The organism is Chitinophaga sp. GbtcB8 (genome assembly GCF_019091455.1).
In the GTDB taxonomy this organism is placed as follows: Bacteria; Bacteroidota; Bacteroidia; order Chitinophagales; family Chitinophagaceae; genus Chitinophaga.
Map to the genome: position 1 here is coordinate 93,044 of NZ_JAGXJN010000018.1, position 13,184 is coordinate 106,227.

Genomic DNA, 13,184 nt, shown 5'->3' on the forward strand with positions numbered 1-13,184 from the left:
TACGCGAAATGAAAAAGGATAAAATACTGGTAATAGGCGCCTGCGGGCAAATAGGCGTGGAGCTTACCCTGACGCTACGTAAAATATATGGGGATACCAACGTTGTAGCATCTGACCTGCGTGAGGAGCATGAGCTGCTGAAAGGCTCCGGCCCTTATGTATCGCTGGATGTAATGAACAAAGAAATGCTGCACGTGCTGGTTATCCGCCATAACATTACCCAGATCTACCTGCTGGCCGCCATCCTTTCTGCTACCGGTGAAAAAAATCCTTTGCTGGCATGGCATATCAACATGCAAAGCCTTTTAAACGTGCTGGATATTGCCAAGGAAGAAGGCCTGGATAAAGTATACTGGCCCAGCTCCATTGCCGTATTTGGCCCTAATTCCCCTAAAGAAACCACCCCGCAGCATACAGTTATAGAACCTACTACCATTTACGGCATCAGTAAATTTGCCGGTGAGCGCTGGTGCGAGTACTACAACCACCGTTATGGCGTGGATGTAAGAAGCCTGCGCTACCCGGGGCTGATCAGCTATAAATCCGCACCTGGTGGCGGTACTACAGACTATGCCATTGAGATCTTCCACGAAGCGCTGGAAGAGAAAAAGTATACCTGCTTCCTTTCCGAAGATACTTATCTGCCCATGATGTATATGCCGGATGCCATCCGCGCTACCATTGAGCTGATGGAAGCAGCGCAGTCTAAAATATCAGTACGCTCCTCCTACAACCTGGGCGCTATGAGTTTTTCACCCAAAGAGATAGCTGCAGAGATCAAAAAGCATATCCCTGACTTTACTATCAGCTACCAACCCGATTACCGGCAGCAGATCGCAGACGGCTGGCCCAAGAGCATTAATGATGAACTGGCCCGCAAAGACTGGGGCTGGAAGCCGGATTATGACCTGCCTAAAATGGTAACGGATATGTTGAAGAACCTGTAAGGTTCTTTATTGCAACAGCTTTAGCACCATGGGGAGTACGCCGTGTTTACCGCCATACTTACCATCATTTAAAACCAGCTGCCCGATCTTATAAATATCCCGGGTGTGCATTTCCAGGCCCAGTAAACCGCTGCCGTCATAATACCCATCCTTCATTTTAGACCAGTTATAGGTTTGGATGCCTAATGGATCAAACAAATATTTTTGCGCAAAATCGCGGGTACTAAGGCCGCTGGTATTGGTAATGATCACGGATAACAGGTGGGTTACCGCATTGCTGTAATGGAAGCTGTCTGCCGGGTTACTAACCATTTCAGCGGTTAACACCTTTTGGGAAGGGTTGGGCAGGTCCAGGTAAGCTTTTACCCCTCCCAGGCTTTCCAGGTCCTCATGCCATAGGCCGGAAGCCTGGTTCATGACTTCCCGGATGGTAACCCGTTGTTTTCTTTTATCTTTATCCTGCAAAAGCGATGGGAAAAAACGGGACAGGGGTTCATCTGCCGACTGAATGTAACCCTTGTTGATAGTATACCAACCAATAAAGACATTCATCTTTGGTGAGAGATTGACTGTTGAAAAGATCATTTGCATTTTTACCGTTACAATATTTTTCATATTTAACGTTATTATGCTGGGCAACAAGCAGTGCATAAATAGCTGGATTCCTGGTCAGTGATGCAGCAGTATCCAGGGCCGATTGCTGAGCATGAGCGCTACCAACCAAAATCAACAAAAATAAACTTGTAATTAACCTTCCCATTGTATAATATTAATAAAACTTTCATTTTGATGAATATGCCATTCTTGCTAATTTATCATTTGAAATCTGTTACATTTTTTATGAGAAAAAAAACGGGGGACCTTTTTCTGCTGCTAAGCTTTTGTTTGCTAGCCCACACCGCCTTTGGCCAGCAAGGTCCCAGCAAGGGATTTGGCCGCTATTTCCTGATCGCGCACCGGGGCGGGGTAGTGGACACCTCCAATGCAGAGAACAGCATGGCCGCCCTGCAGGATGCTATAGAACGCGGTTACTGGATGGTGGAGATGGACCTGCGCCTTACCAAAGACAGTGTAATGATCATTAACCACGATAATAACTTTAAACGTTATTATGGGGTGGATAAACCCGTGAGCGCTATGTCATGGGAAGAGATCAGTGAGCTGCGTACACCCAGAGGCAGCCAGGTGTTGCGCCTGGAAGATGCGCTGGCAGCGGCCAGCGGCCATATACAGGTAATGCTGGATAATAAGATCGCTAGTGGCGACACCCTGTTAATGGGGCAGGTGGTGAACTTATTACAGCAATACGGCCTGGATAAGCAGGCCCTGATGATCGGGGCCGATGAATCTACCGACTATTTTACCGGTAAGGTAAAGCTTAGCTGCACCCGTCAGCAGCTGGAAATAAATATTCTGAAACCCGGCTATAACCCGGATTACTACTACCTTTTCGGGGATGTGAGCACCATGTCGGAAGATGATGTGAAGTGGGCGCAGGCGCAGAATATTATGGTGGTAGGCGTAATTAACTGGGCTAAATACAAGGGCAGGTCAAGGGTTGCTTATGCAGCGGCTGCACGCGATATAGCCCGGCTGAAAAACTGGGGCGTGCTTTACTTTCAGCTGGATTCAGAGTTTGATAAGTACTTCCGGTAGGTAATTAATAATGAAGAATGAATAATTAATAATCGTAGGAATGGTATTTCAGTGAAATACATTTTCCGCAGCCAGCAAAATAAAGAGGGCGATATTTCAATTGAAGTATCGCCCTCTTTATTATTAATTATTCATTCTTCATTATTAATTACTCAACGAATCCCACTGCTACCGTAGCATTGCTATGCTCATCTACCAGTATAAATGCGCCATTGGCGGGGTTTACATGGTAAGCATCTGCAAAAATAGGATGGGCGGTTTTAAGGGTGATCTTTCCAATATCGTTCAGGCCCAGCTCTTTCTTATCTTCAATAGTACGGTTGGTGGTAACTTCTATTACATGTTGTATACCCTGTACTTTGGCTTTTACGCGGTTAATGCCGTGCTGCAGCAGGTAGGTTTTGCCGGGCACAAGCTTGGTCTGGTCCATCCAGCAAATGTGCGCACTGATCTCTTTCAGCGCAGCAGGCTCCTGGCCGGGTTTGGCCAGCATGTTACCACGGCTGGTATCTATCTCGTTTTCCAGCGTTATCACTACACTTTCGCGGGCATTGGCCGTAGCTAACTGTGTTTCAAACTGCTGTATAGTTTTAATACGGCTGGTTTGCATGGAGGGCAGGGATATTACCTCATCGCCCACATTAAAATGGCCGCTGGCCACTTTACCGGCAAAACCACGGAAGTCGTGGTAGGCGTCGGTTTTAGGCCGTATTACATGCTGTACCGGGAAACGGGCCGGGTGGTTGCTATCGCCATGGTCAAAGGTGATCTGTTCCAGGTATTCCAGTAACGCTTCTCCCTTATACCAGTTTATTTTTTCAGAGCGGGTAGCCAGGTTTTCCCCGTAAATGGAGGAAATGGGAATGAACCGTACCACCTGTTCCTTGAAGGCGGCATTATCCAGCAGCTGCTGAAAATCCGTAACAATTTCGTTAAAGCGGTTCTGGTCATAATCTACCAGGTCCATTTTATTGATGCATACCACCAGGTGAGGAATGCGCAGCAGGTTGGCTATAAAAAAGTGCCGGTAAGTTTGCTCCACAATGCCTTTACGGGCGTCTATCAGTATCAGGGACACCTGCGCATTGGATGCGCCGGTAACCATGTTACGTGTATATTCCACGTGGCCGGGCGTATCTGCAATAATGTATTTACGGGTAGGGGTAGAAAAATAGATATGCGCCACATCAATGGTAATGCCCTGTTCCCGCTCAGCCACCAACCCGTCTGTTAACAGGGAAAGGTCTGTAAAGTCAAGCCCCTTGCGTTTGCTGGCTGCATGCAGGGCTTCCAACTTATCCTGGGGAATAGAGTTGGTATCGTATAATAAACGGCCTATCAGGGTACTTTTACCATCATCCACACTACCGGAAGTGGTTATACGTAATACTTCCATAATTTATTTAGCTTTTGGCTTTTAGCCTTAGGTTTATTATTGTAGTAATAAGTTATATCATCATACGGAGGGCAGCTAAAAGCCAACAGCTAATAGCTAACAGCTCCCTAAAAATACCCCGCCTGTTTTCTTTTCTCCATGGCGGCTTCAGAGCGCTTATCATCCATACGTGCGCCTCTTTCAGATATTTTGGCTTCCAGTATTTCAGAGATAATATCTTCCAGCTTATCAGCTTCAGAGATCACGGCTGCGGTACAGGTCATATCGCCTACGGTACGGAAACGTACTTTCTGTTTAAAAGGTACTTCTTCTTCCGTGGTGTTCAGAAAAGGGGAGTACGGCCAGTACATGCCATCCCGTTCTATGATCTCTCTTTCATGAGAGAAGTAGATGGAAGGAATGTCCAGCTTTTCGCGGCGGATGTAGTTCCATACGTCCAGCTCTGTCCAGTTGGAGATGGGGAACACTCTCACGCCTTCGCCTATATGAATTTTACCATTCAGCATATCAAACAGCTCCGGGCGCTGCATTTTGGCGTTCCACTGCCCAAACTCGTCGCGTACAGAAAAGATCCTTTCCTTGGCGCGGGCTTTTTCCTCATCACGGCGGGCGCCGCCAATACAGGCATCATACTTCATTTCCTCGATGGCATCCAGCAGGGTAACGGTTTGTAAGGCGTTACGGCTGGCATACTTACCGGTTTCTTCCTGCACCTTACCCTGGTTAATGCTATCCTGCACATTACGCACCACCAGGTCTACACCCAGGGAAGCTACCAGCTGATCGCGGAACTCAATGGTTTCCGGGAAGTTATGGCCGGTATCAATATGCAGCAGGGGAAAAGGTATTTTACCGGGGTAAAATGCCTTTTGCGCCAGGCGCACAATGGTAATAGAATCTTTACCGCCTGAAAACAGGATAGCCGGCCGTTCAAACTGGGCGGCGGTTTCACGGAGAATATAGATCGCTTCATCTTCCAATGCCTGCGGAAACTCCCAATTTATTTGATTACTCATAACTACGTTATAATTAATAATGAATAATTAAGAATTAATAATCGTGGATCCACTACTGCGGGATAAGCCTGTTTTCTTAATTATCATCAATTATTTACTTTAACAATTAAATGAATCATTAACGCTTCAAGTTACTACGGCGGCGTAATTATTCATTCATTTTATTTAACTATTTACAAATTAACAATAAACCATTAAGGACTTCTCTCTCACGCTATCCTGCCCCTTAATTATTCATTCTTAATTCTTAATTAATTAGCCGTGGAGCCCGCACTCTTTCTTGGATTGCTCCCACCACCAGCGGCCCGCGCGGGGATGCTCTCCCGGCTCAATGGCGCGGGTACAGGGGGCGCAGCCGATGCTTACAAAGCCCTGGTTGTGCAATTTGTTGAAGGGTACGTTGTGCTTGTCCAGGTAGGCCAGCATTTCCTCATAGGTCCAGTTCACCAGGGGGTTAAATTTGTATAACCCGCGGGCTTCGTCCCATTCCAGGGCTTCCAGTGCCTGCCGGTTCTCGGATTGCTCTGCCCGCAGGCCCGTGATCCATACTTTAACGCCCTGTAACGCACGGTTCAGCGGTACTACTTTACGAATGAAACAACACTCCTTGCGGTTCTCCACCGAATCATAAAAGCTGTTAAAGCCTTTTTCCGCTACCAGTTTTTCCACGGCAGCGGTTTCAGGGAAATAAGTTTCAAAGGGCTGTTTGTAGCGGGCGCGGGTAAGGTCCATCAGCTCATAGGTTTCCTGGAACAGGCGGCCGGTGTCCAGCGTAAACACCCGTACGGGTAATTTATTGCGCCAGATCATATCCGCCAGTACCTGGTCTTCCTGTCCAAAAGAGGTGGAAAAAGCCACAGCACCCGGAAACTGTTCTGTAAGATATTGAATGGCAGCTGTTTCAGACAGTCCTGCCAATGCGGTTTTAATGTCTGTCATGTACTTCCTTAGCTAGAGCAAAAATACATAAATCCTATAAAAACTATAGGATATAGGGGTAAAAATAGTTAAGAATTTATGCACGGCTGACAAAACGGGGGAGGACCTGCAGAGCATAAGCCACCGCAGCAGGCCAAACGCCTGCAACATAAGCAACAGATCATAAAGAAGAAGGAGGGATTTCAGAGGATGGGGTTGCTGTAAAGGCCAATAAAAAGCAGCTACCAAAGTTTGGTAGCTGCAGCTAATTACGTGTAAGAATGTCTTTCAATGTTTTGTTTTCCAGCAATTTAAGCGTTGCATCCCTCACCTTCGACATTACCTCGTTCAACCCGCAAACGGCTTCGTTCTTACAGGTTTCACAGCGCTCATAATAGTTCAGGCTTACGCATGGCAGCAGGGCTATAGGCCCGTCCAGCAAGCGTATAATGCGGGCCAGCGGTATTTCCTTGGGCGTGCGCATCAGGTAATATCCACCACCTTTTCCTTTCTTACTCCCCAAAATTCCGGCATTCTTTAATTCCAGCAGTATATTTTCCAGGAACTTAATGGAAATATTCTTTTCCTGGGCAATCTCCGAAATCAGAACGGGACCCTTATCTGCATTTTCTGCCAGGTGTATCAAGGCATGAAAGGCATATTGTGTTTTTTTTGAAAGCATATAAAAACGATTTGCATCTCCTCACCCAGATGTGCGAATTGCTGGCAAATATATTTAAAAGTTTGAAGTTTACAGGCTAAGCACGTCCTTCATGGTAAAGATGCCCTTTTTGCCATTCAGCCATTCAGCTGCTATTACAGCGCCGGCAGCAAATCCCTCGCGGGAGTGGGCCGTATGGGTAATGGAGATATCGTCAATAGCAGAGGTGTAGGTAATACTATGGGTACCTGGGGCGGGGTCTTCCCGTTTGCTGATGATGGACAGCTCCTGCGGCTGGCTGCTTTCCTGGTTCACCCAGCCGGCCTTACGGTCCAGCTTATCCAGGATATGCTCTGCCAGTGTAATGGCTGTGCCGCTGGGCGCATCCTTCTTCTGGGTATGGTGGATCTCTTCCATCTTCACATCATACTGGGACTGGGTAGACATCAGCTCTGCTAGGCGTTTATTGATCTCGAAAAAAATATTCACCCCAATGCTGAAGTTACTGGCGTACAGGAAGCCCTGGTGTTTTTCCAGGCAGTGTGCCTTTACATCCGGCAGCTTTTCCAGCCAGCCTGTAGTGCCGCATACCACCGGTACATTGGCTTCAAAACATTTCAGTATATTGGAATAGGCGGTTTCCGGGGTGGTAAATTCAATAGCTACATCGGCCTGCTGCAGGTGTTCCTTTTCCAGCAGGTGTTTATTGTCCAGGTCTATACGATGAATCACTGTATGTCCTTTCGCTGTTGCAATGGCTTCTATAGCCTTTCCCATTTTACCGTATCCGATAAGTGCTATTTTCATAAATTGATCTGATTACTTAACTATTTTCCGAAAACCCATCCACCTTTATTCTTTCCCTTTACCTTACCCAGGTTTATTTGCAGGCTTAAACCCAGGGAGCGGTTATCCAGCATTTTGGGAACAACCCGCATACTCAGGTCGTCATTCATATTCCAGTCGCGCAGGTGTGCAAACACCGTGGCATCAATAATATTCAGGCCATAGGCCAGTATAAATACCAGCACGGAATAATCCACGTACTGCCGGTAGGCATCGCGCAGGATCTTCAGGGATTCTGCATTATTATAGATCTCCGCATACTTGTCAACCGTATTGGCATTACCATCCATACGAATGCGGTAAGCATCGCGGTAGTCTTTATAGTAGTTAAAGTTGCCGATAAAAAAACCGGCGGAAATGCCCATAGCGGCATATACCAAAGGTATTTTCCAGTACTCGCGGTTATAGGCCTGGCCCAAACCCGGCACCACGGCAGAGTAGAAGGCAGCCTTACGCGGACTGTGGGGATTCTTAAACAAGCCGGATACAATAACGGAATCCTTTTTAGCAGCAGGTTTGTGCGTAGTATCCGTACCAGGCTTCAATGTGTTGGGAATAATGGTATCCTGCGCGTATAACGGCCTGCAGGTGCAGCCAGCTATAAGCAGGAGAAGGAGGAAACGGCATAGTAGGTAGTGAAATGTATGCCCGGCCTTATTTTTTGCCACCGTATAAATCTATTTTTTCCAGTATGCTGTCCAGCTCTTCGTCTGAGTAAAATTCAATCGTAACACTGCCTTTACCCGTCTTTGATCTATCCAGCAATACTTTAGTTGCAAAATGAGAGGCTAAGTTATCTTCTATTTTCTGATATGCCGGGGGAAGGGAATTTTTTATTGGTTTTTTAACAGTTCCTTTTTCAACATGGTTCACCTTTCTTACCAGCTCTTCTGCCTGGCGTACGGAAAGACCGTTCTTAACCACCTCGTTAAAAATGAACAGCTGTTTTTCTACGTTCTCCACACCGATCAGCGCGCGGGCATGGCCCATGCTGATCTGCGCATTGCGCACTGCTACCTGTATATCAGGGGGCAGCTTCAGTAAGCGGATATAATTGGTAACGGTGCTTCTTTCTTTGCCCATCCGGTCGGCCACCTGCTCCTGTGTAAAGGTGCATTCATCCATCAGGCGTTTGTAGCTCAGGCCAATTTCTATAGCATTCAGGTTTTCCCTTTGCAGGTTTTCCAGCAGGGCCAGCTCCAGCAATTCCTGGTCATTGGCCTGCCGTACATACGCGGGAATATCCTTTATGCCGGCCATTTTGCTGGCGCGTAAACGCCTTTCACCTGCTATCAGCTGGAACTTTTTACCAACTTTGGCTACGGTAATGGGCTGTATAATATCGTGCAGCTTAATGGAATGGCTCAACTCCTGTAACGCCTGCTCATCAAAGTCACGCCGCGGCTGCTTTGGGTTCACCTCGATCTGATCCAGCGGAATACGCTCAATACCGGTAGCGGCAGCCACCACTTTATCTCCCAGGGCACTGGAAGTTTGTTTCAGATCAGTATCAATGTTTTGCAGCAGCGAGCGGATGCCTTTTCCCAACGCCTCTTTCTTACTCGGATTGGTCATCGTTTATGGCTAGTATTTTATCTTCTAAGTTAATTTTTGTAAAGTTATTCTTCTGTAATATTTCTTTGGCCAGGTTCAGATAGTTAATGGCGCCGGTGCTGGCAGCATCATACATGATCACGGATTTACCGAAGCTGGGCGCTTCACCCAGTTTGGTATTACGGTGAATGATCGTATTGAATACGCTTTCTTCAAAGTGTTGTTTTACCTCGTCCACCACCTGGTTGCTCAGGCGCAAACGGCCATCGTACATGGTCATCAGAATGCCTTCTATTTCGAGGGATGTATTCAGCCTGCTTTGAACGATCTTAATGGTATTCAGCAACTTACCCAAACCTTCCAGTGCAAAGAACTCGCACTGTACGGGTATGATCACAGAATCGGAAGCCACCAGGGCATTCACGGTGATCAGGCCCAGGGAAGGGGAGCAGTCTACAATCACAAAATCATAATCCTGCTTCACGGAATCTATCACCTGTTTCATCACCTGCTCACGGCTGGGGTGGTTGATCAGCTCCAGCTCCGCACCTACCAGGTCAATATGGGCGGGCAGCACTTTCAGGTTCGGGGTATCTGATTCCAGTACCACATCTTTGGCCTGCACATCATTCACCATGCAATCATACAGGCTTTGCTGTATGTTACGCAGGTCAAAACCCAACCCGGTGGTGCTGTTCGCCTGCGGGTCTGCGTCTACCAGCAAGGTTTTAAATTCCAGCACGGCCAGGCTGCTGGCCAGGTTTATTGCGCTGGTGGTTTTACCTACGCCCCCTTTTTGATTGGCGATTGCGATTGTTCTTGCCATTTGTTAAATTGAATATTCTTAGGTTATTTATAGGATAATAGGATAATAAATAAACTCTTAGCTGTTGGTTGATTAGTTTTTAGCAATGGCCGTTTGTTAAAGCTAACGGCTAAATGCTAACCGCTAAAGGCTGATCGTGCTATTGATCTCCGGAAGCAACAGCTCCAGTCCGGCATCCGCAAAAGCCTGTTTGGCTTTGTCCGTGTCTATCTTAATAAACCCAAAAGTATCGTAATGAACTCCTATAATACGCTTACATTCTATAAACTCTGCGGCAATAATGGCGTCCTCTACGCCCATGGTAAAATTATCGCCAATAGGCAGCACTGCAAAATCTAATTTAGCAAAGCGGGGCACCAGCTCCATATCAAAGGTGAGGGCTGTATCGCCGCTATAATAAAAGTTACCTGCCGGGGTAGTGAAAATGAACCCTAAGGGATTACCGCCATAGGACCCGTCCGGCAAGCCGCTGGAGTGGTGGGCCACTACGCATTTTACCGTGCCAAAGTCAAACTGCCACTTACCACCCGTGTTCATGGGATGGGTTTTTTCAATACCCTGCTTACCGGCCCAGGTAGCCAGCTCATAGCTGCCTACTACAGTAGCATTTGTACGGCGGGCCAGGTTCACCAGGTCGGCCACATGGTCGTCATGCCCATGGGAAACAAAGATGTAATCTGCACCTATCGTGTTCACATCCACCGCTTTAGCCAGCTCATTATAGGTAATGAAGGGGTCAAAAAGGATCTTTTTGCCCTGGATCTCTACCGAAAAACAAGAATGGCCGTAATAAGTAAATTGCATTGGCTAACTGCTTTATAATGAATGGTTCATTATTGATACAACATCCCGAATGTGACAAAAATACAACGATTAGGCTAATATATGCGGTGCCCACTTATTTATTTATTCACAAAAATTGGTGGAGTTTAATGTTAATAGGATGGAAATGAAGCTTTTGCAGCCAGGGATGTGCTCCCTGCATAATTGTAGCAACATTTTTGATGTGGTCATACAATATGACGGATCGTCAATCGTCTTCATCAATTTGACACATATAACTTTACTAATACCATGCGCTCAGGAGTTAATTCGCTTGTTCTTATATTATTGATCATTTGCCTGGATATTTACGTTTTTATGGGTATACGGGCTATTATGAACGGGGCCGCTCCCCGCACCCGTGGCATTGTGTACGGCATTTACTGGCTGATATCCATTGCCTGTATCCTTACCATTGTATTGCTGCCTTACCTGCATTGGCACGACTGGAAGCCTATTGTACGCTCTTACGTGATGGCGGTGCTTATAGGGCTGGTAATGGCCAAGCTGCTGGTAACCCTGTTCCTGCTGGTAGATGATATACGCCGGGGCATTATGTGGCTCATACAACGGTTTGGTAACCGGCCAGCCCCCACAGCGGGCGAGCTGCCTGCAGGCATTTCCCGATCGCAGTTCCTTACCAAAATGGGCCTGTTAATGGGCGGCAGCTTGTTTGCCACCCTTACTTACGGCTTCTCCAATAAATACAATTACCGCGTTCACAAAATGAAGCTGGCCTTTAAGAACCTGCCGCAGGCATTTAAAGGGCTGCGCATTGTACAGATCTCTGACGTGCACTCCGGCAGCTTTAATAACAAGGAGGCCGTGCTGAAAGGGATAGAGCTGATCAAGGCCCAGCAGGCCGACCTGATCCTGTTTACCGGCGACCTGGTAAATGACCGCGCCACGGAAATGGACGGTTACATGGATGTGTTTAACCAGCTAAAAGCCCCTATGGGCGTATATTCTACCCTGGGTAACCATGATTATGGCGACTATTACCCCTGGCCGGACCGCGATGAAACCGGTTACAGCCACCAGCGCGCCCAGAACCTGGACCGCCTGAAACAGATCCATGGCGAATTAGGCTGGCGCCTGCTGATGAATGAGCACGTAGTACTGGAACGCGATGGACAGCAGATAGCATTGATAGGCATTGAGAACTGGAGCGCCATGAGCCGTTTTCCCAAGTACGGCGATCTGAAAAAGGCATATGAAGGCAGCTCCCACATTCCCTTTAAAATATTATTGTCGCACGATCCCACCCATTGGGATGCCCAGGTACGCCCGGAATACCCGGATATAGATCTGATGCTGGCCGGCCATACCCATGGTATGCAGTTTGGTGTGGAAATACCCGGTGTGCGCTGGAGCCCTGCCCAGTACTTTTATAAGGAATGGGCCGGCCTGTATAAGGAAGGCGCCCAACGCCTGTATGTGAACCGTGGTTACGGCTTTTTAGGTTATCCCGGCCGCGTAGGCATATTGCCGGAAATTACGGTGATAGAGTTGGCGTAGGTTCCCGAAATCTCCTATCTTGCGTCCATGTGGAAACACCGGTGCATTATACTTTTATCCCTATTATGCTGCAGCCGGATGGTTGCAGGACAATCACTGGCAGAGCTGGAACGGCAGCTGGATTCCCTGTTGCAAAAACAGGCTACGAACGATGTGCTGTTAAGTATAGGCTACGGTAATAACCCTGCTTATGGCAGCAAAACAACCAACTTTGAGCGGCCCATCGTAATGAAGACTTTTCTCTCGCCCTCTGTTGCCTACTATCATAAGTCCGGTTTTTTTGGATCGCTGAGCGGTTACTATCTTACAGATTCAGAAAAGAATCCCTGGTTTGAATGGGACCTCTCTGCCGGTTACGACTACACGAAAAGCCGGAAGTTCCTGGCTGGTATTTCGTATACCCATTACTTTTTTTCAGACTCCAGTGATGTACCGCTTACCCCTATAAAAAATGAATTGTTTGCCTACTTCTATTACCGTGGCTGGTGGCTGCAGCCCGGCATTAGCCTGGATTTTGGCTGGGGACAGCAAACAGGTACCACTACCTCTTACCGGCAAATAGGCCGTTTGCCCATCCGGATACGGGATGAGGTGACCACTACAGAATCCGGCAGGGATTTTAATATGATACTGGCCGTACGCCATCCGTTTATTTTTATGGATGTATTAAAGTATGATGATGTATTGCTCATTACACCTTCTCTTGGGTTAACTATGGGCACTGCGCATTATTACAGCAATATGAAGGCCTTCCAGTACATATCCCGCTCTGCAAAGATCAAACAGGATATTAAAAAAAGTAAAAAGAATGTGAATGGCCAGCCCATGGAATCCAGTGACCATACCGGCTTTGAGCCCCGCGCGCTGGATCTGACCCTAAATTGCTCTTACCTCATAGGCCGCTTTACCCTGGCGCCGGCTTACACGGTATTTAAACCCCTGCAGGGAGAAGATACCAGTATTATGAGTTACTTCACCGCTAAAGTTAGTTTTGAATTTTAACAGATTACCGGTTTTTTTATTG

Annotated in this window: 14 protein-coding genes; 4 read left to right on the top strand and 10 right to left on the bottom strand. The window is 47.2% G+C overall.

Annotated features, from left to right (window positions below):
* Positions 1 to 8: 8 nt before the first annotated feature.
* A complete protein-coding gene (locus KVT36_RS17000; RefSeq protein ID WP_217604671.1) occupies positions 9 to 947 on the top strand; it encodes an NAD-dependent epimerase/dehydratase family protein in 939 nt (312 codons plus the stop codon).
* Between the two features lie 6 nt (positions 948 to 953).
* Here KVT36_RS17000 and KVT36_RS17005 read toward each other — a convergent pair whose 3' ends face one another.
* The gene (locus tag KVT36_RS17005) at positions 954 to 1,562 is read right to left on the bottom strand and encodes a serine hydrolase (protein WP_217604672.1); all 609 of its coding nucleotides are present in this window, start codon (positions 1,560 to 1,562) and stop codon (positions 954 to 956) included.
* A gap of 225 nt (positions 1,563 to 1,787) precedes the next feature.
* Between KVT36_RS17005 and KVT36_RS17010 the strand changes: the two genes are divergently transcribed.
* Positions 1,788 to 2,603, top strand: a complete 816-nt coding sequence (locus KVT36_RS17010; RefSeq protein ID WP_217604673.1) for a glycerophosphodiester phosphodiesterase family protein — start codon at positions 1,788 to 1,790, stop codon at positions 2,601 to 2,603.
* A gap of 148 nt (positions 2,604 to 2,751) precedes the next feature.
* On the opposite strand, the gene KVT36_RS17015 is transcribed toward KVT36_RS17010, so the two are convergent.
* The 9 genes from KVT36_RS17015 to KVT36_RS17055 form a co-directional block, all read right to left on the bottom strand.
* Entirely contained in the window at positions 2,752 to 3,999 is a 1,248-nt protein-coding gene (locus tag KVT36_RS17015; protein WP_217604674.1) for a sulfate adenylyltransferase subunit 1, read from the bottom strand.
* A gap of 107 nt (positions 4,000 to 4,106) precedes the next feature.
* Entirely contained in the window at positions 4,107 to 5,015 is a 909-nt protein-coding gene (cysD, locus tag KVT36_RS17020; protein WP_089913463.1) for a sulfate adenylyltransferase subunit CysD, read from the bottom strand.
* A gap of 255 nt (positions 5,016 to 5,270) precedes the next feature.
* The gene (locus tag KVT36_RS17025) at positions 5,271 to 5,954 is read right to left on the bottom strand and encodes a phosphoadenylyl-sulfate reductase (protein ID WP_217604675.1); all 684 of its coding nucleotides are present in this window, start codon (positions 5,952 to 5,954) and stop codon (positions 5,271 to 5,273) included.
* 244 nt (positions 5,955 to 6,198) lie between these two features.
* Complete coding sequence (locus KVT36_RS17030) at positions 6,199 to 6,615, bottom strand: Rrf2 family transcriptional regulator (RefSeq protein ID WP_217604676.1); 417 nt, start codon at positions 6,613 to 6,615, stop codon at positions 6,199 to 6,201.
* Positions 6,616 to 6,684: 69 nt separating this feature from the next.
* Positions 6,685 to 7,401, bottom strand: a complete 717-nt coding sequence (dapB, locus tag KVT36_RS17035) for a 4-hydroxy-tetrahydrodipicolinate reductase (RefSeq protein WP_217604677.1) — start codon at positions 7,399 to 7,401, stop codon at positions 6,685 to 6,687.
* A 20-nt stretch (positions 7,402 to 7,421) separates the two neighbouring features.
* Complete coding sequence (locus KVT36_RS32755) at positions 7,422 to 8,108, bottom strand: DUF5683 domain-containing protein (protein WP_217604703.1); 687 nt, start codon at positions 8,106 to 8,108, stop codon at positions 7,422 to 7,424.
* Positions 8,095 to 9,015, bottom strand: a complete 921-nt coding sequence (locus KVT36_RS17045; protein WP_217604678.1) for a ParB/RepB/Spo0J family partition protein — start codon at positions 9,013 to 9,015, stop codon at positions 8,095 to 8,097. Before KVT36_RS17045 ends, KVT36_RS32755 begins: the two co-directional genes overlap by 14 nt.
* On the bottom strand, positions 8,999 to 9,820 hold the full coding sequence (locus KVT36_RS17050; RefSeq protein WP_217604679.1) for a ParA family protein: 822 nt from the start codon (positions 9,818 to 9,820) through the stop codon (positions 8,999 to 9,001). The genes KVT36_RS17045 and KVT36_RS17050 overlap by 17 nt, the downstream gene beginning before the upstream one ends.
* Positions 9,821 to 9,943: 123 nt before the next feature.
* On the bottom strand, positions 9,944 to 10,624 hold the full coding sequence (locus KVT36_RS17055; RefSeq protein ID WP_217604680.1) for a metal-dependent hydrolase: 681 nt from the start codon (positions 10,622 to 10,624) through the stop codon (positions 9,944 to 9,946).
* 270 nt (positions 10,625 to 10,894) lie between these two features.
* Between KVT36_RS17055 and KVT36_RS17060 the strand changes: the two genes are divergently transcribed.
* Both KVT36_RS17060 and KVT36_RS17065 read left to right on the top strand, forming a co-directional pair.
* Entirely contained in the window at positions 10,895 to 12,160 is a 1,266-nt protein-coding gene (locus tag KVT36_RS17060) for a metallophosphoesterase (RefSeq protein ID WP_217604681.1), read from the top strand.
* 78 nt (positions 12,161 to 12,238) lie between these two features.
* Positions 12,239 to 13,162, top strand: a complete 924-nt coding sequence (locus KVT36_RS17065) for a hypothetical protein (protein ID WP_217604682.1) — start codon at positions 12,239 to 12,241, stop codon at positions 13,160 to 13,162.
* Positions 13,163 to 13,184 lie beyond the last annotated feature (22 nt).